This is a genomic window from Yersinia massiliensis, assembly GCF_003048255.1.
Lineage (GTDB): Bacteria > Pseudomonadota > Gammaproteobacteria > Enterobacterales > Enterobacteriaceae > Yersinia > Yersinia massiliensis_A.
This window is the reverse complement of the sequence record NZ_CP028487.1, coordinates 4553906-4578224: the sequence shown is the minus strand read 5'-3', so window position 1 is coordinate 4578224 and position 24319 is coordinate 4553906. Positions and strand designations below refer to the sequence as shown.

The following is a 24319-nucleotide window of genomic DNA, read 5'->3' as shown; positions in this document are numbered from 1 at the left end:
TTCGTGTATCGAACATCTCGATTGCAATGCCTATCAGTCACTTTGCTGCCAACACTCACTTTACTGCCGACACTGTACGACCAATAAATCGTCAATAGGGCACAGCGAACCGTGCCCATAGATGGAAAAGATTGTGTCGTTATTTACCGCGGGCAATGGCACGGTAGCCGATATCTTTACGACAGAAACTCCCCTCCCAGTGAATATCCGCCGCCAATTGATAAGCGCGTTGTTGTGCCTTCGCGACGGTTTCACCCAGTGCCGTGACGCACAATACACGCCCGCCGCTGGTGACGACTTGATTGTCGCCATTTAACTGGGTACCTGCATGGAAGACTTTCCCGTCAGTCACTTCCTGCTGCGGTAATCCGTAAATCACATCGCCTTGGCGGTAATCTGCCGGATACCCCCCCGCGGCAAGAACCACACCCAATGATGGGCGCTCGTCCCAATCGGAGGTTTTCTCATTGAGCTTGCCTTGTGCTCCAGCCAGACATAACTCAACAAGATCAGAGCGCATCCGCAACATGATAGGCTGTGTTTCAGGGTCGCCAAAGCGGCAGTTGAACTCGATAACTTTCGGTTGCCCGTCTGCTGAGATCATCAAGCCAGCATAAAGGAAGCCGGTATACACGTTACCTTCCGCTGCCATGCCGCGCACGGTAGGCCAAATAATTTGATCCATCACGCGCTGGTGGATTTCATCTGTGACCACTGGAGCTGGCGAGTAAGCACCCATCCCACCCGTATTGGGGCCGGTATCGCCATCACCGACACGTTTATGGTCCTGACTGGTCGCCATTGGGAGCACATTTTCGCCATCAACCATTACAATGAAGCTGGCTTCTTCGCCGTCGAGGAACTCTTCTACCACAATACGATGACCCGCATCGCCAAATGCATTCCCTGCCAGCATATCGTGAACGGCAGTTTCTGCCTCAGCCAACGTCATCGCAACAATTACACCCTTACCGGCGGCCAATCCATCAGCCTTAATCACGATAGGTGCACCAATTTTGCGAACATAAGCCAGTGCCGGTTCTACTTCAGTGAAGTTTTGGTAAAACGCGGTTGGAATCTGGTGGCGCGCCAAGAAGTCTTTGGTGAACGCTTTAGAGCCTTCCAACTGAGCCGCAGCTTGTGTCGGGCCAAAAATGGTCAAACCTGCGTTGCGGAATGCATCGACCACACCAATCACTAATGGTGCTTCTGGGCCAACAATGGTTAAGCCGATATCGTGGCTTTGCGCGAAGGCTAGCAAACCGGCAACATCGGTCGCGGCGATTGCCACATTCTCTAACTGAGGTTCCAGCGCCGTGCCAGCGTTGCCCGGTGCGACATAAATCTTATCCGCTAAAGGCGACTGTGCTGCTTTCCAGCCTAGTGCGTGTTCGCGCCCACCGTTACCAATAATCAAAATATTCATCGGGGTGACTCCGTTAAGCGGTTTAATTAATGACGGAAATGACGCATATCAGTAAAGATCATCGCGATACCGTGTTCATCGGCGGCGGCGATCACTTCGTCATCACGGATAGAACCACCAGGTTGGATCACACAAGTGATGCCAACGGCCGCGGCAGCATCAATACCATCACGGAATGGGAAGAAGGCATCAGATGCCATCGCTGAACCGGCAACTTGCAAGCCTTCGTCGGCAGCTTTGATACCTGCAATCTTGGCAGAATAAACGCGGCTCATCTGACCGGCACCTATTCCGATGGTCATATTGTCGCGGGCGTAAACGATCGCATTGGATTTAACGAATTTAGCGACTTTCCAGCAGAACAGTGCATCACGCAGTTCTTGTGCCGTTGGCTGACGCTGAGACACCACGCGAAGATCGGCTTCTGTCACCATACCTAAATCACGATCTTGTACCAGTAAACCGCCATTGACGCGTTTGAAGTCCAGACCGGCAGAACGTGTCTGCCACTGACCACAGATCAGTACGCGAACGTTTTGTTTAGCGGCTAGCACACTGAGGGCTTCAGCGCTGATGCTGGGTGCAATAATCACTTCGACAAACTGGCGGCTAATAATTGCCTGAGCTGTTGTAGCATCCAACTCACGGTTAAAGGCGATAATGCCACCGAAGGCAGATGTTGGATCAGTTTTGTACGCGCTTTCGTAAGCGCCGAGAATGGAGTCGCTAATCGCTACACCACAAGGGTTAGCGTGCTTGACGATCACACAGGCAGGTTCGCTGAACTCTTTTACGCACTCCAGTGCAGCATCGGTATCAGCAATATTATTGTATGAGAGCGCTTTGCCTTGCAGCTGTTCTGCGGTGGCAACAGAAGCTTCTTTCAAATTCTCTTCTATATAGAAGGCTGCTTGCTGGTGGCTGTTTTCACCGTAGCGCATATCTTGCTTCTTAATATAGTTAAGGTTCAGGGTGCGCGGGAAGTGGCCTGCCGGCTGCTCAGTTTCACCATAGTATGCTGGAACCATCGTACCGAAGTAGTTAGCGATCATGCCGTCGTAGGCTGCGGTATGCTCGAATGCTTTAATCGCCAAATTGAAACGGGTTGGGTAGGTCAGGGAACCTTCATTATTGTCCAGCTCGGTAATAATGGCGGCGTAGTCACTGCTCTTTACAACGATGGCAACGTCTTTATGGTTCTTGGCGGCAGAGCGAACCATCGTAGGGCCACCGATATCAATATTCTCAACAGCATCTTCCAGTGAACAATCCGGGCGAGACACGGTTTCGGCGAAAGGATACAGATTGACGACGACCATATCGATTGGCTGAATATTATGTTCAGTCATGATGGCATCATCTTTACCGCGACGACCCAAAATGCCGCCATGGATTTTTGGATGCAGGGTTTTAACGCGGCCATCCATCATTTCTGGGAAACCGGTGTAATCAGAGACTTCGGTGACCGGTAGACCAGCATCGGCCAGCAGGCGGGCAGTACCGCCCGTGGAAAGTAACTCGATGCCACGCTGTGAAAGCGCTTGGGCGAATTCAATGATACCTGCTTTATCAGACACACTAAGCAGAGCACGGCGGATTGGACGACGTTGTTGCATGGTTTTATCCCTTGGCTTTGGATCGCAGTTTTTCATTCGCTATAAATAGAGCGTTACGTGAATCTCTACCTAATATGTCTCTTCTCTATATAGAGAGAAGGACAGAGTCGAGAGGAACAGATTCAGATAACGTCCTGAAAAGGGGCTGCCAGTTCTGTCGTTAACACTCTTTAGGCTTCGTTAAGCCTGTTTTGATCAATATCGATCCGCAAAAGCGGTATTTGATCAATTCAGCCAGGAGTTTTCGACGCGGAGAATTGTAGCGAAAACGATTGCGTGATGCTCGTCAATTTTTAGTCCAGATGACTTCTGTGGATAAGTTTGTGTACAACAGGGTATAAAGCGGGGTTTTGCTGTGGAATGCAGCAAACGATCATTTTAATTGAAATTAGCAGTTGCGGCCTGCGCGGAACTCCCTATAATGCGCATCCATCGAGACGGCACATGACGAATCAAGTAGTTAAGTGACCGGCAAAGAGAACAGAGAAATTCAACGAAATAAGTAGTTGACTCTGAGTGAGGAAAGCGTAATATGCGCACCTCGAGTTACTGACCGGAAGGTTGCTAACTCACTGCTCTTTAACAATTTATCAGACAATCTGTGTGGGCACTCGCAAGACGATATCGAAGCCTGTTTCGACAGGCAGAAGCAATATCAAAGTCTTGAAGAGTGACCAAAGCAGTAAACATTTGAACCTCGGTTCGAATGCATATTTGCAGAAAGTAATCTTTGAGCATCGCTACTTCGGTAGCAAATCAAACAAATCTTAAATTGAAGAGTTTGATCATGGCTCAGATTGAACGCTGGCGGCAGGCCTAACACATGCAAGTCGAGCGGCAGCGGAAAGTAGCTTGCTACTTTGCCGGCGAGCGGCGGACGGGTGAGTAATGTCTGGGGATCTGCCTGATGGAGGGGGATAACTACTGGAAACGGTAGCTAATACCGCATGACCTCGAAAGAGCAAAGTGGGGGACCTTCGGGCCTCACGCCATCGGATGAACCCAGATGGGATTAGCTAGTAGGTGGGGTAATGGCTCACCTAGGCGACGATCCCTAGCTGGTCTGAGAGGATGACCAGCCACACTGGAACTGAGACACGGTCCAGACTCCTACGGGAGGCAGCAGTGGGGAATATTGCACAATGGGCGCAAGCCTGATGCAGCCATGCCGCGTGTGTGAAGAAGGCCTTCGGGTTGTAAAGCACTTTCAGCGAGGAGGAAGGCATTGTGGTTAATAACCGCAGTGATTGACGTTACTCGCAGAAGAAGCACCGGCTAACTCCGTGCCAGCAGCCGCGGTAATACGGAGGGTGCAAGCGTTAATCGGAATTACTGGGCGTAAAGCGCACGCAGGCGGTTTGTTAAGTCAGATGTGAAATCCCCGCGCTTAACGTGGGAACTGCATTTGAAACTGGCAAGCTAGAGTCTTGTAGAGGGGGGTAGAATTCCAGGTGTAGCGGTGAAATGCGTAGAGATCTGGAGGAATACCGGTGGCGAAGGCGGCCCCCTGGACAAAGACTGACGCTCAGGTGCGAAAGCGTGGGGAGCAAACAGGATTAGATACCCTGGTAGTCCACGCTGTAAACGATGTCGACTTGGAGGTTGTGCCCTTGAGGCGTGGCTTCCGGAGCTAACGCGTTAAGTCGACCGCCTGGGGAGTACGGCCGCAAGGTTAAAACTCAAATGAATTGACGGGGGCCCGCACAAGCGGTGGAGCATGTGGTTTAATTCGATGCAACGCGAAGAACCTTACCTACTCTTGACATCCACAGAACTTAGCAGAGATGCTTCGGTGCCTTCGGGAACTGTGAGACAGGTGCTGCATGGCTGTCGTCAGCTCGTGTTGTGAAATGTTGGGTTAAGTCCCGCAACGAGCGCAACCCTTATCCTTTGTTGCCAGCACGTAATGGTGGGAACTCAAGGGAGACTGCCGGTGACAAACCGGAGGAAGGTGGGGATGACGTCAAGTCATCATGGCCCTTACGAGTAGGGCTACACACGTGCTACAATGGCAGATACAAAGTGAAGCGAACTCGCGAGAGCAAGCGGACCACATAAAGTCTGTCGTAGTCCGGATTGGAGTCTGCAACTCGACTCCATGAAGTCGGAATCGCTAGTAATCGTAGATCAGAATGCTACGGTGAATACGTTCCCGGGCCTTGTACACACCGCCCGTCACACCATGGGAGTGGGTTGCAAAAGAAGTAGGTAGCTTAACCTTCGGGAGGGCGCTTACCACTTTGTGATTCATGACTGGGGTGAAGTCGTAACAAGGTAACCGTAGGGGAACCTGCGGTTGGATCACCTCCTTACCTCACGATACGCATTGCGTAGTGTCCACACAGATTGTCTGATGAATGTAATAGAGCAAAGCACCTGTTGATGTCGTGAGTTTCGACTCATGCTGATGCGAAACGGTTAGATTTCGGTTTAATCGGTATTTTCGTGTCCCCATCGTCTAGAGGCCTAGGACACTGCCCTTTCACGGCTGTAACAGGGGTTCGAATCCCCTTGGGGACGCCAATCCGATAATGTGTGAAAGACATTATCACCGGTTCTGCGAAACCGAAAATATCTTAAAGATGACTTTCACAAGTCGTGTTTAAGCTATTGCTCTTTAACAATCTGGAACAAGCTGAAAATTGAAACCATACAGCTGAACATTATCTCACCGTAGAAGTATCGAGATAATCAGTAACCTGTGTGAGAGTCTCTCAATAATCACAGCATGAAGGTCTTTATCTTCACGATAAAACATCTTTGGGTTGTGAGGTTAAGCGACTAAGCGTACACGGTGGATGCCTAGGCAGTCAGAGGCGATGAAGGGCGTGCTAATCTGCGAAAAGCGTCGGTAAGCTGATATGAAGCGTTATAACCGACGATACCCGAATGGGGAAACCCAGTGCAATTCGTTGCACTATCGTTAGATGAATACATAGTCTAACGAGGCGAACCGGGGGAACTGAAACATCTAAGTACCCCGAGGAAAAGAAATCAACCGAGATTCCCCCAGTAGCGGCGAGCGAACGGGGAACAGCCCAGAGTCTGAATCAGGTGGTGTGTTAGTGGAAGCGTCTGGAAAGTCGCACGGTACAGGGTGATAGTCCCGTACACCAAAACACACTGCTTGTGAACTCGATGAGTAGGGCGGGACACGTGACATCCTGTCTGAATATGGGGGGACCATCCTCCAAGGCTAAATACTCCTGACTGACCGATAGTGAACCAGTACCGTGAGGGAAAGGCGAAAAGAACCCCGGCGAGGGGAGTGAAATAGAACCTGAAACCGTGTACGTACAAGCAGTGGGAGCACCTTCGTGGTGTGACTGCGTACCTTTTGTATAATGGGTCAGCGACTTATATTTTGTAGCAAGGTTAACCGAATAGGGGAGCCGTAGGGAAACCGAGTCTTAACTGGGCGTCTAGTTGCAAGGTATAGACCCGAAACCCGGTGATCTAGCCATGGGCAGGTTGAAGGTTGGGTAACACTAACTGGAGGACCGAACCGACTAATGTTGAAAAATTAGCGGATGACTTGTGGCTGGGGGTGAAAGGCCAATCAAACCGGGAGATAGCTGGTTCTCCCCGAAAGCTATTTAGGTAGCGCCTCGTGAACTCATCTTCGGGGGTAGAGCACTGTTTCGGCTAGGGGGCCATCCCGGCTTACCAAACCGATGCAAACTCCGAATACCGAAGAATGTTATCACGGGAGACACACGGCGGGTGCTAACGTCCGTCGTGAAGAGGGAAACAACCCAGACCGCCAGCTAAGGTCCCAAAGTCATGGTTAAGTGGGAAACGATGTGGGAAGGCATAGACAGCCAGGATGTTGGCTTAGAAGCAGCCATCATTTAAAGAAAGCGTAATAGCTCACTGGTCGAGTCGGCCTGCGCGGAAGATGTAACGGGGCTAAACCATGCACCGAAGCTGCGGCAGCGACGCTTAGGCGTTGTTGGGTAGGGGAGCGTTCTGTAAGCCGTTGAAGGTGGTCTGTGAGGACTGCTGGAGGTATCAGAAGTGCGAATGCTGACATAAGTAACGATAATGCGGGTGAAAAACCCGCACGCCGGAAGACCAAGGGTTCCTGTCCAACGTTAATCGGGGCAGGGTGAGTCGACCCCTAAGGCGAGGCTGAAAAGCGTAGTCGATGGGAAACAGGTTAATATTCCTGTACTTGGTGTTACTGCGAAGGGGGACGGAGAAGGCTAGGCTAGCCGGGCGACGGTTGTCCCGGTTTAAGCATGTAGGCGGAGTGACTTGGTAAATCCGGTTGCTTATCAACGCTGAGGTGTGATGACGATGCACTACGGTGCAGAAGTAGTTGATGCCATGCTTCCAGGAAAAGCCTCTAAGCATCAGGTAACACGAAATCGTACCCCAAACCGACACAGGTGGTCAGGTAGAGAATACTCAGGCGCTTGAGAGAACTCGGGTGAAGGAACTAGGCAAAATGGTGCCGTAACTTCGGGAGAAGGCACGCTGGCGCTAGGTGAAGAGACTTGCTCTCGGAGCTGAAGCCAGTCGCAGATACCAGCTGGCTGCAACTGTTTAATAAAAACACAGCACTGTGCAAACACGAAAGTGGACGTATACGGTGTGACGCCTGCCCGGTGCTGGAAGGTTAATTGATGGGGTCAGCCGCAAGGCGAAGCTCTTGATCGAAGCCCCAGTAAACGGCGGCCGTAACTATAACGGTCCTAAGGTAGCGAAATTCCTTGTCGGGTAAGTTCCGACCTGCACGAATGGCGTAATGATGGCCAGGCTGTCTCCACCCGAGACTCAGTGAAATTGAACTCGCTGTGAAGATGCAGTGTACCCGCGGCAAGACGGAAAGACCCCGTGAACCTTTACTATAGCTTGACACTGAACATTGAGCCTTGATGTGTAGGATAGGTGGGAGGCATTGAAGTGTGGACGCCAGTCTGCATGGAGCCAACCTTGAAATACCACCCTTTAATGTTTGATGTTCTAACTCGGCCCCGTGATCCGGGGTGAGGACAGTGTCTGGTGGGTAGTTTGACTGGGGCGGTCTCCTCCCAAAGAGTAACGGAGGAGCACGAAGGTTAGCTAATCACGGTCGGACATCGTGAGGTTAGTGCAAAGGCATAAGCTAGCTTGACTGCGAGAGTGACGGCTCGAGCAGGTACGAAAGTAGGTCTTAGTGATCCGGTGGTTCTGAATGGAAGGGCCATCGCTCAACGGATAAAAGGTACTCCGGGGATAACAGGCTGATACCGCCCAAGAGTTCATATCGACGGCGGTGTTTGGCACCTCGATGTCGGCTCATCACATCCTGGGGCTGAAGTAGGTCCCAAGGGTATGGCTGTTCGCCATTTAAAGTGGTACGCGAGCTGGGTTTAGAACGTCGTGAGACAGTTCGGTCCCTATCTGCCGTGGGCGTTGGAAGATTGAGAGGGGCTGCTCCTAGTACGAGAGGACCGGAGTGGACGAATCACTGGTGTTCGGGTTGTCATGCCAATGGCATTGCCCGGTAGCTAAATTCGGAAGAGATAACCGCTGAAAGCATCTAAGCGGGAAACTTGCCTCGAGATGAGTCTTCCCTGGGGCTTTAAGCCCCCTGAAGGAACGTTAAAGACGATGACGTTGATAGGCTGGGTGTGTAAGTGCAGCGATGCATTGAGCTAACCAGTACTAATGATCCGTGAGGCTTAACCTTACAACACCAAAGGTGTTTTGGTGGTATTGAGAGATATTTTCAGCGACGTTCCGAGATTGGGTTGACTGGCTGCGCGAAGAGACGTGTAGCGGGTTGATTTAGACAGAATTTGCCTGGCGGCCATAGCGCGGTGGTCCCACCTGATCCCATGCCGAACTCAGAAGTGAAACGCCGTAGCGCCGATGGTAGTGTGGGGTCTCCCCATGCGAGAGTAGGACACTGCCAGGCATCAAATTTAGTGTGCTGATATGGCTCAGTTGGTAGAGCGCACCCTTGGTAAGGGTGAGGTCCCCAGTTCGACTCTGGGTATCAGCACCAGTTATATGGGTTAAAGTTCGGTAGTTGTAGAAAAGAATTTACCTGGCGGCAATAGCGCGGTGGTCCCACCTGACCCCATGCCGAACTCAGAAGTGAAACGCCGTAGCGCCGATGGTAGTGTGGGGTCTCCCCATGCGAGAGTAGGACACTGCCAGGTATCAAATAAGCAAAAAAGGCTATCCTAACGGGTAGCCTTTTTTGCTTTGAGTTTTCCCATCTCGGTGGAGTATAGATCCCGAAGATGAGGCTAATGCTTTTATGAGTATAAGTTGAGCAATGTGTTGTGTTGGTTTCTTTGGCGGTGAGATTTCATCCTGAAGATGAGATTAATACAAGTGCCAATATAGTTTGAATACCAGTGTAATGTTGACTTCTTTTTAGGAAAGGTCGGTATATCACTGAATGTGTACCAATGATTCTACAAATCTGAATTATCCTCTCTTTCTCTCTTTCTCTCTTTCTCTCTTTCTCTCTTTCTCTCTTTCTCTCTTTCTCTCTTTCTCTCTTTCTCTCTTTCTTCTTTTTCATTTTTATCGGTCCTGCCACAGAAAATAGTCCCTATTTCCTTAGAATCATTCAATCTAAAATTAAAACGACGTTTTGATTGTGAGGTTTGAATGAATGCAAGTCTCTTCTTACGTAGCGCCACGCTATCAGCATTACTTGCTATTACAGCCGTACAGGCAAGCTCAGTGACTTATCAAAAAGAAGGCATTACCGAAAATAATCTCCCCGTCTTCTATCCCCAATTAAAAAAGCAAATGACATACCAAAGTTCATGGTTGGCCGGACAATATACAGACTTCACGCAATGGAAGAGTGATAGTCGAAAAATCTTGAGACAGGCATTACTGACACCTGACTCAACGATTGCATTTGCAGCAGAAAAATTAGATCAACAAGATCGTGGAAGTTATGTTGCTGAAAAGATAGCGTTTAATATCACAGATGAAAGTCGTGTTCAGGGATTGTTATTAACCCCGAAGCGAAAAGGCCCTCATCCAGCTATTGTGCTTTTACATGACCACGGTTCTAAGTTCGATATTGGCAAAGAGAAAATGATCCGCCCTTGGGGGGATAGTGCGCAATTGGCTTCTGCTCAAGCTTGGTCAGATAAGTTTTTTAGCGGCAAGTTCATCGGTGATGAATTGGCTAAGCGTGGCTACGTCGTGCTTTCTATTGACGCTCTCGGCTGGGGAGATAGGGGGCCGATGAGTTATGAGCAGCAGCAAGCTTTAGCCAGTAATTTCTTTAATCTTGGTCGCTCGCTAGCCGGTAATATGGCTTATGAGGATATGCGAACCGTTGATTTCATGGCGACAATGCCATCGGTCGATCGGCAACGAATAGGTGCATTGGGTTTTTCTATGGGGGCATATCGTGCCTGGCAACTCGCGGCATTGTCAGATAAGGTGGCTGCGACTGCCGCAATATCTTGGTTTGGTAGTTATCAAGGGCTGATGACCCCAGGCAATAACGTACTTCGTGGCCAATCAGCTTTCTACATGCTTCACCCAGGTATTGCCAATAAGCTGGATTTCCCTGATATCGCTAGCTTAGCTGCCCCAAAGCCAATGTTACTTTTTAACGGTGGAAAAGATAAATTATTCCCATCAGAGGCCGTTGAACAGGCGTATAGCAAAGTACATGCAATTTGGCGTTCGCAGAATGCGGAGTCGCGACTAATCACTCGTAGCTGGCCAACGTTAGGGCATGTCTTTTACCAAGAACAGCAAGATGTAGTTTTCCCGTGGCTGGACCGTTGGCTAAAGCCGTAAAAAAAGGCCCCTCGGGGCCTTTTAACGTTAAAGTGCAATCAGTGCGAGCTACCTTGAGATATTCCCAAGCCAGTTTGCGAACGAACAAACTGTGCTTTGAAACGTAGGCGTTCTTGTTGACCAGCTTCTGATGTATCGGTGATGGAGAAGAACCAGATGCCGACAAATGCCACTATCATTGAGAACAATGCAGGGTATTCATACGGATAAATCGGTTTTGCATGCCCTAGGATAGTTACCCAAATGGTTGGACCTAATATCATTAGGATGACCGCAGTCAAGAGCCCCAACCAGCCGCCAATCATGGCACCACGAGTGGTCAGTTTTTCCCAATACATCGATATGAAGATTATTGGGAAGTTACAGCTGGCTGCAATCGAGAATGCCAGACCCACCATGAAGGCAATATTCTGTTTTTCGAACAAAATACCTAAGCCAATCGCAACAAATCCTAAAATAACGACCGTAATTTTTGAGACTTTCAGTTCATCACGCTCATGTGCTTTGCCGTTTTTAATTACACTGGCGTAAAGGTCATGAGAGACCGCTGATGCACCCGCTAATGTCAGCCCAGCGACGACCGCTAGAATGGTCGCAAATGCAACAGCAGAGATAAAGCCCAAGAAGAAGCTTCCCCCAACGGCATCAGCTAAGTGGACTGCTGCCATGTTATTGCCGCCTAATAACGCGCCAGCCGCATCTTTAAAGGCAGGGTTTGGACCAACTAACAGAATTGCGCCAAATCCAATAATAAAGGTCAATATGTAGAAGTAGCCGATAAATCCAGTGGCATAGAACACGCTCTTACGGGCTTCTTTCGCATCATTTACCGTAAAGAAGCGCATCAGAATATGAGGTAACCCTGCTGTACCAAACATCAATGCCAAACCAAGAGATAGCGCGGAGATAGGGTCAGAGACTAACCCTCCAGGGCTCATGATCGCCAACCCTTTGGGGTGAACTTTGACGGCCTCGCTAAATAGCGTATTGAAGTTAAAGTTAACCGACTTCATCACCATCAGGGCCATAAATGAGGCACCCGCTAACAGCATGACTGCTTTGATAATCTGTACCCAAGTGGTTGCTAACATGCCGCCAAAGAGAACATATAGCACCATCAGAATACCGACGAGTATGACGGCAACATGGTAATTCAAGCCAAATAATAGCTGAATTAATTTACCTGCCCCCACCATTTGGGCGATCAGATATAAGGCGACCACCACGAGCGAACCGCAAGCAGAAAGCGTTCGAATGGGTTTTTGTTTTAATCGATAGGAGGCAACATCAGCAAAGGTATATCGTCCTAGATTACGTAAGCGCTCTGCGATTAAAAATAGAATGATTGGCCACCCGATTAAGAACCCGATGGAGTAAATCAAACCATCGTAGCCAGAGGTGTAAACCAATGCAGAAATGCCGAGGAAAGATGCCGCCGACATAAAATCCCCGGCGATTGCCAAGCCATTTTGAAAGCCGGTAATCCGCCCACCTGCGGTGTAATAATCTTGTCGGGAACGAGTACGTTTAGATGCCCAATAGGTGATATACAATGTTGCGCCGACAAACAGCACGAACATGACTATTGCTTGGATGTTCAATGGCTGACGATGAACCTCGCCAGTAATTGCATCGGCATATGACAGCGCAGGCAGTGCCAGTAAGGAAAGTGCAGACCAATGGCGGATCTTCATTGCTTCACCTCGCGGAGGATTTCTGCCGTCAGACGGTCAAACTCGCCATTAGCACGAATGGTATAAATACCGGTAAAAACAAAAGAAATAACGATAAGCCCCACACCAACGGGAATACCGCGAGTAATGCTGGAACCGGCATAGAGCGGGGTGCCGAGCCATTGTGGTTCGAAAGCAATAAGGAAAATAAAACCGACATATAGCGCTAAGATAATTAGCGACAGTAGCCAGGCAAAGCGACTGCGTTTTTGCACCAGCTCTTTGAAGCGCGGGTTATTTTCAATCTCTTGATAAATGTTGTCATTCATCAGAGTCTCTCCTTTGAGGCATTAATTAAGGTTGCCGCCCGTAGGCGGCACAATTTACGACGGTGTTTGCATTGATTGTTTTTCTTCCAATAATTTGTCGACAACACCCGGATCCGCGAGCGTTGAGGTATCGCCGAGATTACTGGTATCGCCCGCCGCAATTTTACGAAGAATCCGGCGCATGATTTTGCCAGACCGCGTTTTTGGCAGTGAATCTGTCCAGTGCAGAATATCGGGTGTTGCAATGGGGCCTATCTCTTTGCGCACCCAGTTACGAACCTCGCTATACAGCTCTGGTGTGGGTTCTTCACCATGATTCAAGGTGATATAGGCATAGATAGCCTGCCCTTTGATATTGTGTGGTACCCCGACAACTGCCGCTTCGGCAATTTTTGGATGGGCTACCAACGCAGATTCAATTTCTGCTGTACCTAAGCGATGGCCTGAAACGTTCAGTACGTCATCGACTCGGCCTGTAATCCAGTAGTAGCCATCTTCGTCGCGGCGAGCACCATCTCCACTGAAATACATGCCCTTAAAGGTAGAGAAGTAAGTTTGTTCAAAACGGTCATGATCGCCAAACAGTGTTCTGGCTTGGCCCGGCCATGAGTCGGTGATGACCAGATTGCCTTCCGCTGCACCTTCCAATGGGTTGCCAAGGTTATCGACAATCGCGGGCTGTACGCCAAAGAATGGGCGAGTTGCTGAGCCAGCTTTCAACTCGGTCGCACCCGGCAGCGGGGTAATCATGAAACCACCTGTTTCCGTCTGCCACCAAGTATCAACAATCGGGCATTTACTGTTGCCGATTTTGTTGTAATACCACTCCCAAGCCTCAGGGTTGATTGGCTCACCCACAGAACCCATAATGCGCAACGAAGTACGTTTTGTCCCTTCAATGGCTTTATCGCCTTCTGCCATTAGAGCTCGGATCGCCGTCGGTGCGGTATACAGAATGTTAACCTGATGCTTGTCGACGACTTGCCCCAGACGGTTGACCCCAGGGTAGTTAGGTACGCCTTCAAACATCAGTGTGATAGCGCCACACGCCAGTGGGCCATAGAGCAGATAGCTGTGACCCGTTACCCAGCCAACGTCGGCAGTACACCAGTAGATATCGCCGGGGTGATAATCGAAAACGTACTTAAAGGTTAAAGCGGCATACACCAGATAACCGCCGGTGGTATGTAATACCCCCTTCGGTTTGCCAGTGGAACCCGAGGTATAAAGGATAAACAGCGGATCCTCTGCATTCATTTCTTCTGCAGGGCAGTCAGCGGAGGCATCCTTAATCAGGTCGTGCCACCATAAATCGCGCCCATCTTTCCAGTAACTGGCATTACCCGTACGTTGGAACACGACAACATTTTTGATACTGGTGATGGCAGGGTTTTTTAGGGCATCGTCGACATTTTTTTTCAGTGGAATTGCACGACCAGCACGAATGCCCTCATCGGCAGTGATCACTAGTTTTGAGTTAGAGTCGATGATACGGCCAGCGACGGCATCCGGTGAGAACCCACCAAAGATAACAGAGTGAATCGCACCAATACGTGCGCAAGCCAGCATGGCAACGGCGGCTTCTGGCACCATTGGCATATAGATAGCCACCACATCACCTTTCTTAATACCCAGTTTTTTTAGCACATTGGCAAACTGGCAGACATCATGGTGAAGTTGCTTATAAGTCACATTCTTTGACTGACTCGGATCATCGCCTTCCCAAATGATAGCGGTTTGGTCACCACGTTCGGCGAGATGGCGGTCAAGACAGTTAGCGGCAAGATTCAGCGTACCATCTTCGAACCAGCGAATACTCACGTGACCGGGATCAAAGGAGGTATTTTTGACCGTTTTGTATGGTTTGATCCAATCAATAACTTTACCGTGCTCACCCCAGAATTCATCCGGGTTCTGCACCGATTGTTGATAATACTGTTGATATTGTTCTGGGCTTATCAGGGCATGCGCTGCAATTGCAGTAGGAATAGGGTGCTTATGTATTTGGCTCATATTAGTTCTCCTTGAGATTGTTAATAATATGTCAATCAAAAGTTAATTATAGTGTGAGTGGGTGTTTTGTTTCTTTTTTGGGCGACAGATCACGCATAAAAGATGTTGATTTAGAGACTTACTTAACGTGCTGCGTGGTGAATCGATATCTTAATGATAGGAGAGGCACTTTGAGGTTATGTAATAAAGGAAGGAAATGTGCTCATTAGCGCATTTTTAGCCGTAGACTGAGTTATTCAACCCCTGTACCACCTAAAACACTAACGTTGCGTGATTAATTCAAACCAATATAAAAGGTTAACTAAAAACGTGAAAAAATGTAAAAATAGTAAAGTTAGACATATTTAATATATCATGTTGAGTAAGACTCGATATATTTCATGAGTAAAGGTTAGGGAAAATAAATAAAAAATCGAAAGGAATAATTATGCATTTTATTAATTTTTTATTACGAGAACCACTATTTTTGTTAATCGATAAAATGGGCATCTTCTCGCATAATACCCAAAAAAAATGAAGATTTACGGCAAACAAAATTAACACATTAGAAACAAAATAATTCATAAAATTAAACATTAAGAACGTTTGTACTGAAATTTAATTTAGTGTGTTTTTTCTTCTAGCAAGTCAGCTTGTTATTTGTTGTTTGTGTACTTAATATTTTTAATAACAAAAGGTTACTAAATTTTTTGCTTTTTTTAGAATGATATTTCATCTCATCACCCTATGGACTTTGTGTAAACAAGACTTGCAGAAGTGTGTCCAAAAATGATACTGATTTATAACGTGGACGGCTGGCGGGAGGCCGAACCATAAGCTCCATCAACTATAGCCCCGTATTTAATGATTAAGTATTCTATTTGAGATGCTTGGTGACTTGCATTTTATGGAATGCTTTGAGGAATTTTTAGGGTATGAAAAGTGTAAAAATCGGTCTAGCTTGGCAAATACTCATTGCATTAGTTTTAGGTATTATCGTCGGCGCAATTCTGCATAATCAAATTGAATCCAGAGAATGGTTAGTTAGTAATGTTTTAAGTCCAGCGGGTGACATATTTATCCGCTTAATTAAAATGATTGTCGTGCCCATTGTTATATCAACTCTAATCGTGGGGATTGCCGGTGTTGGTGATGCTAAGAAGCTAGGGCGTATTGGCCTGAAAACCATCATCTATTTCGAAGTTATCACCACCGTTGCTATTATCGTCGGGATTACCTTGGCGAATGTGTTCCAACCGGGGCAAGGCATCGATATGTCAGCTCTAACCGTGGTGGATATCTCCCAATACGAAAAAACTACTGAACAGGTACAAAGCGGCAGCCACAGCCTGGTCAGCACTATCTTGTCGTTGATCCCAGCGAACGTCTTTGCCTCCATGGCGAGAGGCGATATGTTACCGATCATCTTCTTCTCAGTGTTGTTTGGTTTAGGGCTATCTTCATTGCCAAAAGAAACCAAAGAACCACTGTTGAATGTGTTTAAAGCTGTTTCTGAAAGCATGTTCAAAGTCACACACATGATTATGCGTTATGCCCCTATTGGGGTGTTTGGTTTGATTTCGGTTACCGTCGCCAATTTTGGTTTTGCTTCACTTATCCCCTTGGCCAAGCTGGTTATTCTGGTTTATGCCGCAATATTGTTCTTTGCTTTAGTGATATTGGGCACCGTGGCAAGGCTGTGTAAATTGCGTATTTGGACATTAATTCGAATTCTAAAGGATGAGCTGATTTTGGCCTATTCTACGGCCAGTTCTGAAACGGTACTGCCTCGAATTATTGAAAAAATGGAAGCTTATGGTGCACCAAAATCTATTACCAGTTTTGTGGTTCCAACCGGTTATTCTTTTAATCTGGACGGCTCTACGCTATATCAAAGTATCGCAGCCATTTTTATCGCCCAGCTATACGGTATTGAACTCTCCATTGGACAAGAAATTATTCTGGTACTGACTCTAATGGTCACATCAAAAGGTATTGCTGGTGTGCCTGGCGTATCTTTTGTTGTCTTGCTGGCAACATTGGGTAGCGTGGGTATTCCATTGGAAGGTCTAGCCTTTATTGCGGGTGTAGACCGAATATTGGATATGGCCAGAACAGCATTGAACGTGGTCGGTAATGCATTAGCCGTATTGGTTATCGCCAAGTGGGAACATCAGTTTGACCACAAGAAAGCTAAGGCATATGAAAAGGAATTGTTTGCACCGAAGCAAACACCCGTTAGCCAAGGTTAATATCAAGCCTCCGTTAGCGTACGGTCCTCAGTAAGCGTTGCCTAGTCACGGTCAACTAAACCCCCTCTCAGAGTAATACTGATTGGGGGTTTTATTTTACCTTCTATATAGCAGTCGTTTAATCGCCGCAATTATGCATTTAATCCCAAGCGATAGGACCAATGAATAAGCTCAGCCACTTTGTGTACATCCAGTTTTTTCATCATATTTAGCCGATGTGTCTCAACTGTTTTCTGACTGATAGAAAGACGCTCAGCAATAATACGGTTACAAGAACCCTCGGTAATGAGCTTTAGAATCTGTCGCTCACGTGGCGTCAGAATAGGTTGGTTATTATCATTATCTTGCGCCAACTTATTTACCAATGAACTATTTAGGGTGGGGTCAATATAGCGCTTACCGACCGCAACCGTTTGAATGGCGGCCATCAGAACTTGTTGTGGGCTTTTCTTCAAAACATAACCTAGCGCACCACTACCTAATGTTCTACTGGCATAATGTTCCTCATGGCGAGCTGTCAATGCCAGAATCCGCATCGTTGGCCAACGACGAAGAATTTGAATAATAACGTCAAGGCCATCCATACCGGGTAGACCTAAGTCAATAATGATGACATCGGGTGCAGTCTGGTGGCATAAGTTATAAACATCCAACCCATTCTCAGCTTGGCCTACAATTTGATAGCGTGGATACGCTGCAAGCATATTTTTAATGCCGTTAATAATGAGTTCATGATCGTCCACGATCAGTAATTTTGTATTCATGAGATTATTCCTTTACCTGATGATTAAAGTGTAATTACAAATAGTTCGTGGTCAAAAAAGCGAATTAACCATCTCGTCAAGGCGAGTGATATCCTGCTGTGTAATTATTTTTTTGTCCTCAATAGCTATTTCCAGTTGAATTGCAGCGTCTTGTAATTCAATAAGTCCCGCTTGACCAGCACAGCCTTTCAGCATATGAATCACGTGCGATAGAGTGGGGTGATGAGTAAGAGATTCTCTCGCCTGCCGCACGAGATCTTTTAGAGATTGAGATAATTTAAGTCGTAATTGTCCATCATCCATACTTAATAGTGGTCTGGGAATTGAGCTTTGAGGCGTAAGGCTAATGTCACGTTCAAGCTGAAATTGGGCAGCCAGATCCAGTACTTCGGCTAACTGGCAAAAAGAAGCAGGTTTAGAGATATAGTGATTCATCCCTGCTTGATAAGCCCTTATTTTTTCGTCAGGGTTAGTATTCGCACTCAATGCTGTAATCATGCAGCGATTATCACGGTTAATTTTATCGTCACGCCAACAACGGGTCGTAATTAGCCCATCCATATCTGGCATACGAATATCCATTAGTACTAAATCAAAACGATGAGACTGACCAATACGCAGTGCTGTTTCGCCACTCTCTGCCAATGTGACTTGATGCCCCAACTGCCGTAGCATCATACCGGTAATATCACGGTTTGTTTCAGCATCATCGACTAACAATATCGTCATCTGCCAAGGTTGTAATGGTAGGTTTTGCGGTATTTCTTGCTGATAATGAGTAGATGACGGATATCGACCTAAATGAGCTTCGATTTTGCTATATAACCGGCCGGGTAGATAATTCAATTCGTGATCAGTAAGTGACTCAGACGGTGAGAGGGGTAATTCATTATTGGCAGGAAGGCAGCTAATTCCCCAAGCTGATAATTGTAAGTGCAGTGGCGATGGTACACATAATTCGCCCTTAAATGGTTTTTCAGGGGTTAAGCCATGATAAGGGAGTTTTAATGAGAACTGGCTCCCCTGACCCAAATGGCTGGAAAGAGTAATCTGCCCCCCCATCATTCTTGCTAGATTATCTGCAATTGTTAACCCTAGACCTGTACCATGTCGATGGTCGCATGTTTGAACGAAGGGATTAAATATAGTTTTCTGATGCACCAAATCAATACCGCAACCCGTATCTTCAACCGTAAAGCAGAGTTGATTGTCTTTACGTTCGACATTAAGACTAATGTGACCATGTTGAGTAAACTTAACCGCATTACCGAGTAAGTTAATCAGGATCTGTTTTAAGCGTTGGCTGTCTAATTTAATCGTTAGAGGGACTTCGGAGCTAACGTAAGTGGAAAGAGATAGTGATTTACTCAGCACTTGGTTATGAATCGTCAGCATGACTTGATCCAATAATGGTAATAATGCAATTTTCTCCTGGGCCAATGTCATTTGACCTGATTCAATACGTGAGAAATCTAATAAATTATTGATGATTGCGAGTAAAGAATGCGAACACTGACGAGCGGTTTCCGCCAAGCGGAATTGTTCTGTAGTAAGTTCTGTATTTTGTAATAATTCGACAGCTCCAATCGCTCCATTAAGTGGGGTGCGAATCTCGTGACTAATTGTGGTGAGATGTACACGTTTGCGACGATTAGCTTGCTCGGCAGCTTGTTTTGATTTTGCCAATGCCTGCGTGCGTTTTTTGACTTTTAGTTCTAGTGTGTCGTACTGCTCATTCAAGGTATCCAGTAAGTTATTGTAAGCTCGGGCAATGTGCCCTAATTCGTCCATCCGCTTAACCGGTAAGCGTGGTTCCATGGCTTGTGGGCCCGTAGCACCAATAATATTCACGAAATTCCAAAGGGGAATTGCCAAGTAATAACGTAGTAAGAGTGAAAGTGCCAAGGTTAAAAGCAGTAAAATAGAGAGTGCAAAAGGAAGTTGATGTAGCGCAGGTTTAGCTGCCTCCCAAGCAAAACCTACTCTGGGGTAGATCACTAATTGCTGCCAACCAGGGCCTTTTAACTGTGTTCTCAAGACGAGATAATCTTGCGTTTGTTGCCAGCCATCATGTAAATCACTATTTTTTAATTGACGAAGAATTTCAACCATTTGATCCGACGGTATTTTTTGTTGGGATATCGGCAGTAATTCGCCATTTTTATCCAACCAAAGATTGATGTCTCGTTGCCCTATCGGCTGATTATCCGTGAATAGTTCATTTAGTTTTAAAGAAAAGCCGGCTAGCGCACCGTTATGATCACATGCAGCGACAGATACATGCCAACCACCTTGTTCAGAATAAGTTGGCATTCCCCAGAAGATTTTGTCGTGAGTTGGAAATCGAGGGAGGAGAAGCAACTCTTTGCGGCGCTGACCTAAATATTCTTTTGATACCGATTGCGGCTTAAATATAGTAATTCCGTTCTGGCTGTTAATCGTAAAACTATCGAGATAAAAAGTTTGGCCAGAAGTTCCATATGCTTGAGTAACTCGTAGATTATGTTTGGCTTGGATTGAACTACAATTGCCTGAAATGAAAGGAATGATGTTATTCGCGATATTCTCTATAGGAATAACAGGAAACTGCCAGATAGCCTCATAAGATGATTGGTGACTTATTAAAGAAGTGGCATCGTGCTCAGCCCCTTCAAATTGGTAATTACTTAAATCTGCGCGTAAAGATGCCATATGTGTTAATTCATTCACCAACCGTTGGCGAGTATTTTCATAAGAAAATAGTGCCGTGGCCAAAATTGATAATAGCCAAATAGCCATTAATGTCATACCGAGTATGAGTGTTAATCGTGTTACGAGTGATGAAGAATTATCCATGATGAATTTGTCCATAAAGTCACCTAACTGGTTTTTTTAGTACGCCACAGCCAAAATTCGATATCAAGAATTACACTACTTTCATGACAACCCGTTATAGATTCATTTAGTTCCAAATAATAAAAAAGTCAGGTTTTCGCCTTGTAGCGCAGATTTAATTAGAATGGATAATTAAGCAGTGGTAGGACAGGAGCTATTGCTTATGCGGAACATATTAGAAATGCAATCTTTAGTCAGTGATATTGATTTATCAGACATTAATCTTATTCACTTCAACTTAAAGGACATCCCATCTAAAGCAATAGACTGTGGTCATTCTATTTGTATTGGTGTTTTTTTTGTAGACAGAAAAGCGATATCTGATGCAACTATTCGATATATCACACTCCTACTGATGTCTCTTGAGGAGACACAAGATTTTGCTTTGCAACTTAGTCTCGACTCTTGGTGGCTATGGTACCGGATTACTGTTGAGGCTAACACTGATATGCAGCATGAGTTATCCGTAAAGATAGAGCAACTATATGGTTTTATTCAATATCTCTATTCTCTAGTCACTATTGTTAACTCACCAAAAAACAAAAATCTCTTTAAAGCGAGAATAACTACAGGCGGGGTTATCCCATGAAAGAGATCATAGGGTTAATATTACTCATGTTTTCTTCATTAGTTCATGGGAAAACAATACCTTGGCAAGGTGAGCCTTTCTTTATTTATAGTCGAAGTATGGACTTATCTAGCCTCTTAAAAGATATAGGGGGGAATTATGGCATCCCTGTCGTGGTGAACCCTGAAATAAATGAACATTTTAGTGGTAAGATCCTCGATAAAACGCCGGAAGAAATTTTATCTGAGCTTGCGGGCCTATATAACATTACGTGGTACTACGATGGAGAAATACTCTATTTTTACAAATCGCAAGCTGTTCGAAGAGAATTTATATCACCTGATGGATTATCTTCAGCCACGCTAATTAAGTATCTTCAAAGCAGTGGAATACTAGCCGATAAAAGCTGCGCAGCAAAAGCATTCTCTCGTTTGGGAACTGTTGAAGTTACGGGGGTGCCTATCTGTATTGAACGAGTGACGACATTGAGCAAATTGCTTTCTTCGCAGGTCCGCAATCAAAACGAAAACAAAGAAACAGTGAATGTATTCCAATTGAAATACGCTTCTGCAGCAGATTCAAATTATCAGTATCGAGATCAACAAGTAAAATTACCGGGTTTAGTCAGTGTGTTACGTGAAATGACGATGGGTAATAATTCGCCTCTGGTGGGGGGGAAAGATCAAGATAATACGCGTGCCAGTACACCGCTTTTTTCTGCTGACCCACGGCAAAACGCTATCATTATTCGTGATCGCCAGGTAAATATGCCGATTTATAAGAGCTTAATTGCACAACTGGATCAGCGTCCAGTTCAAATAGAAATTTCTGTGACTATCATTGACGTGGATGCCGGAGATATTAGCCAATTAGGTATCGATTGGTCAGCATCGACTTCTATTGGTGGCGCGGGTATTTCATTTAACAGTGGAGAGAGTAAAAATAGTGCTGATGGTTTCTCAACAGTCATCGGTGATACAGGCAATTTTATGGTGCGCTTAAATGCATTACAAAAGAACTCGCGCGCAAGAGTGTTGTCTCGTCCTTCAGTGGTTACTCTCAATAATATTCAGGCGGTATTAGATAAGAACATCACGTTTTATACCAAGTTAGAAGGAGAAAAAGTAGCAAAATTAGAATCCGTTACATCAGGATCACTACTGCGAGTCACACCGCGGATGATTGATAATAATGGTGAAAAGGAAGTGCTACTTAACCTGAATATCCAGGATGGTCAACAGCATGATCCCATCAGTAGTAGCGAACCTCTGCCAGAAATACAGAATTCAGATATCTCGACTCAAGCTACATTACGTGTCGGACAAAGTTTACTTTTGGGTGGTTTCATTCAAGACAAACAAATTGAGTCGGAAAATAAAATTCCCTTGTTAGGTGATATCCCTTTGTTGGGTGAGTTATTTCGCAGTACGAATAAGCAATCACACAGTGTTATTCGGCTCTTTTTGATCAAAGCTGTACCCGTTAATATGGGGGAGTAATATGCCTGTTAGATTTAAACTCCGCCTGTTAAATGGTGAATATCGGGGGCGAGAATTGATGCTGCCCATAGGTGAGTTTACTCTAGGGGAGAAGGGGTGCGACGTTTTACTACCATTACTCAGAGAAGAGATACTGACGCTAATCATCACTGAGCAACAAATAGTGGTGCAGACTTCAGATGAGGTGTGGGTAAATGGATCCCTACACAATTTACAACATCCGCTCCCACTGAGGAAGTGTATCGAAATTGCGGGGGTGGTATTGACCCTCGGCGAAGAGAATGATGTTTTAAGTCGTGTTAAAATTACTCCCAAGGCGGAAACACACTTGCTATTGTGGCTGTCACTACTGACCGTAGTGATATTGACACTATTATTCACGTTCATATTTTGGGTTATACAACAACCAAAATCCTTGCAGTCATATTTGCCTCCTGATATTCCAACACAATTAACTCAGCAGCTTAAAAAACCTGCTTTACAGGGTGTAAAAGGGCGCTGGTTATCAGATGGCAGTGTCGTGTTGATTGGTCACTGTACATCCTCTCCTGCGGTTATCAACTTACAGAATTTTTTATCTTCAAATCATGTTGTTTTTAGCAATCAACTTATGTGTGATGACCACATCCTGACGAGTGTCAGTGATGTATTACATCAATATGGTTATCAAAATATTGAAGTTCAAATAGGTGAAGAACCCGGCAATATTATTCTGCAAGGCGCGATTAAGATGGATGACCAATGGCTAAAAGTCCAAACCGCATTTGCGGGGATAATTGGGCTAAAAAGCTGGAAAGTCGTGAATACGCAAGATGGACAAATTTCACAATTAATTGAGCACTTAAGAGGACTAGAATTATTGGGGTATCTCAGCATGTCGCTGAGTAATAAAGAAATCATTATTAGCGGTGAACTGTCGCCTATCCAGCAGCAGCGAATGATGAAGATGTTAGAAACGTTGGCGGTACAGCAGCCAGAGTATCTGACGGTGAAATACCAGAATATCCCCATCGCGGATCAAACCACCCAGCTACTTCCTGCGACCATTGTGAGTTACGGCGGGAACCGCCATTTAAGTTTCGTGCAACTGGCTAATGGCGTACGTTTACAAGAAGGGACGGTTTTGGCGAACGGCTATAAAGTGATCTTTATCGGAATGCAGGGTATATCGCTATTCAAGGCGAACAATCTTATCCATATACCCATGAATTTTTGAGACTATAGGAGTGAGCCAATGCAGCATATTACTGTGTTAGAAGATGATATTAAGTCAAAATCTAACAATATTGCACAAAAGAAAGAGTTGCTTATTCGAGAGAAGCTAATGGTCATCCATCAATTAACTCTACAGCAAACACCTGAAAATTATAAAGCCCTCAATGATATTATGGTGGCGTTAAAGAGTGCAGAGCGGATCATTGAAACATTAGTTGCTCGTTATGATAATTAATTTTTCTTCTGACGTTCATTTGTAAAAGTAAGACTTAAAAAATAAAAGAACATTAAAAATAAATAATTCAAAATGAATCTAAGGTTAGTGATACGTAAAGGAG

14 protein-coding genes, 2 tRNA genes and 4 rRNA genes are annotated in these 24319 nt (G+C 45.9%); 12 read left to right on the top strand and 8 right to left on the bottom strand.

Annotation, left to right across the window (positions count from 1 at the left end; all coding sequences use genetic code 11):
• Positions 1–139: 139 nt before the first annotated feature.
• On the bottom strand, positions 140–1426 hold the full coding sequence (purD, locus tag DA391_RS21305) for a phosphoribosylamine--glycine ligase (protein WP_108088185.1): 1287 nt from the start codon (positions 1424–1426) through the stop codon (positions 140–142).
• Positions 1427–1452: 26 nt separating this feature from the next.
• Entirely contained in the window at positions 1453–3042 is a 1590-nt protein-coding gene (gene purH / locus DA391_RS21300; RefSeq protein WP_050083706.1) for a bifunctional phosphoribosylaminoimidazolecarboxamide formyltransferase/IMP cyclohydrolase, read from the bottom strand.
• 769 nt (positions 3043–3811) lie between these two features.
• On the opposite strand from purH, the gene DA391_RS21285 reads away from it, so the two are divergent.
• The 6 genes from DA391_RS21285 to rrf (DA391_RS21260) all read left to right on the top strand — a co-directional run bounded on the left by DA391_RS21285 (position 3812) and on the right by rrf (DA391_RS21260) (position 9194).
• A 16S ribosomal RNA gene (locus tag DA391_RS21285) occupies positions 3812–5354 on the top strand.
• 135 nt (positions 5355–5489) lie between these two features.
• Positions 5490–5565 (top strand) — tRNA-Glu (locus DA391_RS21280).
• Between the two features lie 248 nt (positions 5566–5813).
• A 23S ribosomal RNA gene (locus DA391_RS21275) occupies positions 5814–8719 on the top strand.
• Positions 8720–8831: 112 nt separating this feature from the next.
• Positions 8832–8947: ribosomal RNA gene (gene rrf / locus DA391_RS21270) — 5S ribosomal RNA — on the top strand.
• 14 nt (positions 8948–8961) lie between these two features.
• Positions 8962–9037, top strand: a tRNA-Thr gene (locus DA391_RS21265).
• Between the two features lie 41 nt (positions 9038–9078).
• Positions 9079–9194: ribosomal RNA gene (rrf, locus tag DA391_RS21260) — 5S ribosomal RNA — on the top strand.
• Together the 16S, 23S and 5S rRNA genes with 2 tRNA genes alongside form the textbook arrangement of a ribosomal RNA operon.
• 152 nt (positions 9195–9346) lie before the next feature.
• Here the strand turns inward: rrf (DA391_RS21260) and DA391_RS24270 are convergent.
• The gene (locus DA391_RS24270; RefSeq protein ID WP_159074579.1) at positions 9347–9565 is read right to left on the bottom strand and encodes a hypothetical protein; all 219 of its coding nucleotides are present in this window, start codon (positions 9563–9565) and stop codon (positions 9347–9349) included.
• Between the two features lie 233 nt (positions 9566–9798).
• Between DA391_RS24270 and DA391_RS21255 the strand changes: the two genes are divergently transcribed.
• A complete protein-coding gene (locus DA391_RS21255) occupies positions 9799–10815 on the top strand; it encodes a dienelactone hydrolase family protein (RefSeq protein ID WP_172440391.1) in 1017 nt (338 codons plus the stop codon).
• 38 nt (positions 10816–10853) lie between these two features.
• Here the strand turns inward: DA391_RS21255 and actP are convergent, their stop codons facing one another.
• From actP to acs, 3 genes are read right to left on the bottom strand one after another with little or no spacing between them, the layout of a single operon-like run.
• Positions 10854–12509, bottom strand: a complete 1656-nt coding sequence (gene actP, locus DA391_RS21250; protein WP_050287391.1) for a cation/acetate symporter ActP — start codon at positions 12507–12509, stop codon at positions 10854–10856.
• Positions 12506–12817 (bottom strand): DUF485 domain-containing protein, encoded by a 312-nt coding sequence (locus DA391_RS21245; protein ID WP_019211513.1) that lies wholly within the window; start codon positions 12815–12817, stop codon positions 12506–12508. Before DA391_RS21245 ends, actP begins: the two co-directional genes overlap by 4 nt.
• 54 nt (positions 12818–12871) lie before the next feature.
• Complete coding sequence (gene acs, locus DA391_RS21240) at positions 12872–14830, bottom strand: acetate--CoA ligase (protein ID WP_050081009.1); 1959 nt, start codon at positions 14828–14830, stop codon at positions 12872–12874.
• 914 nt (positions 14831–15744) lie between these two features.
• On the opposite strand from acs, the gene gltP reads away from it, so the two are divergent.
• Positions 15745–17061, top strand: coding sequence for a glutamate/aspartate:proton symporter GltP (gene gltP / locus DA391_RS21235; protein WP_019211511.1), 1317 nt, complete (start codon positions 15745–15747; stop codon positions 17059–17061).
• A 131-nt stretch (positions 17062–17192) separates the two neighbouring features.
• Here the strand turns inward: gltP and DA391_RS21230 are convergent, their stop codons facing one another.
• Both DA391_RS21230 and DA391_RS21225 read right to left on the bottom strand, forming a co-directional pair.
• Positions 17193–17825 carry a two component system response regulator gene (locus DA391_RS21230; RefSeq protein ID WP_050874871.1) on the bottom strand — a complete coding sequence of 211 codons (633 nt, stop codon included), beginning with the start codon at positions 17823–17825 and terminating at the stop codon, positions 17193–17195.
• Positions 17826–17876: 51 nt separating this feature from the next.
• A complete protein-coding gene (locus DA391_RS21225) occupies positions 17877–20660 on the bottom strand; it encodes a two component system sensor kinase (RefSeq protein ID WP_098905310.1) in 2784 nt (927 codons plus the stop codon).
• Positions 20661–20862: 202 nt separating this feature from the next.
• Between DA391_RS21225 and DA391_RS21220 the strand changes: the two genes are divergently transcribed.
• The 4 genes from DA391_RS21220 to DA391_RS21205 are packed head-to-tail and all read left to right on the top strand — an operon-like array spanning position 20863 to position 24216.
• The gene (locus DA391_RS21220) at positions 20863–21288 is read left to right on the top strand and encodes a hypothetical protein (protein ID WP_108088184.1); all 426 of its coding nucleotides are present in this window, start codon (positions 20863–20865) and stop codon (positions 21286–21288) included.
• On the top strand, positions 21285–22766 hold the full coding sequence (locus DA391_RS21215) for an EscC/YscC/HrcC family type III secretion system outer membrane ring protein (RefSeq protein WP_050081005.1): 1482 nt from the start codon (positions 21285–21287) through the stop codon (positions 22764–22766). The genes DA391_RS21220 and DA391_RS21215 overlap by 4 nt, the downstream gene beginning before the upstream one ends.
• A 1-nt stretch (position 22767) precedes the next feature.
• Positions 22768–23982: a type III secretion system inner membrane ring subunit SctD gene (gene sctD / locus DA391_RS21210; RefSeq protein WP_050081004.1), complete on the top strand. Its 1215-nt coding sequence runs from the start codon at positions 22768–22770 to the stop codon at positions 23980–23982.
• Positions 23983–24000: 18 nt separating this feature from the next.
• Positions 24001–24216 carry an EscE/YscE/SsaE family type III secretion system needle protein co-chaperone gene (locus tag DA391_RS21205; RefSeq protein ID WP_108088183.1) on the top strand — a complete coding sequence of 72 codons (216 nt, stop codon included), beginning with the start codon at positions 24001–24003 and terminating at the stop codon, positions 24214–24216.
• The last annotated feature ends 103 nt before the right edge of the window (positions 24217–24319 follow it).

Coding starts and splice junctions, on each gene's coding strand:
- DA391_RS21245 (WP_019211513.1), bottom strand. CDS start 12,817: ATGAATGACAACATTTATCAAGAGATTGAAAATAACCCGCGCTTCAAA.
- DA391_RS21220 (WP_108088184.1), top strand. CDS start 20,863: ATGCGGAACATATTAGAAATGCAATCTTTAGTCAGTGATATTGATTTA.
- purH (WP_050083706.1), bottom strand. CDS start 3,042: ATGCAACAACGTCGTCCAATCCGCCGTGCTCTGCTTAGTGTGTCTGAT.
- DA391_RS21230 (WP_050874871.1), bottom strand. CDS start 17,825: ATGAATACAAAATTACTGATCGTGGACGATCATGAACTCATTATTAAC.
- actP (WP_050287391.1), bottom strand. CDS start 12,509: ATGAAGATCCGCCATTGGTCTGCACTTTCCTTACTGGCACTGCCTGCG.
- DA391_RS21255 (WP_172440391.1), top strand. CDS start 9,799: ATGACATACCAAAGTTCATGGTTGGCCGGACAATATACAGACTTCACG.
- DA391_RS21205 (WP_108088183.1), top strand. CDS start 24,001: ATGCAGCATATTACTGTGTTAGAAGATGATATTAAGTCAAAATCTAAC.
- DA391_RS24270 (WP_159074579.1), bottom strand. CDS start 9,565: ATGAAAAAGAAGAAAGAGAGAAAGAGAGAAAGAGAGAAAGAGAGAAAG.
- DA391_RS21225 (WP_098905310.1), bottom strand. CDS start 20,660: ATGGATAATTCTTCATCACTCGTAACACGATTAACACTCATACTCGGT.
- sctD (WP_050081004.1), top strand. CDS start 22,768: ATGCCTGTTAGATTTAAACTCCGCCTGTTAAATGGTGAATATCGGGGG.
- purD (WP_108088185.1), bottom strand. CDS start 1,426: ATGAATATTTTGATTATTGGTAACGGTGGGCGCGAACACGCACTAGGC.
- acs (WP_050081009.1), bottom strand. CDS start 14,830: ATGAGCCAAATACATAAGCACCCTATTCCTACTGCAATTGCAGCGCAT.
- gltP (WP_019211511.1), top strand. CDS start 15,745: ATGAAAAGTGTAAAAATCGGTCTAGCTTGGCAAATACTCATTGCATTA.
- DA391_RS21215 (WP_050081005.1), top strand. CDS start 21,285: ATGAAAGAGATCATAGGGTTAATATTACTCATGTTTTCTTCATTAGTT.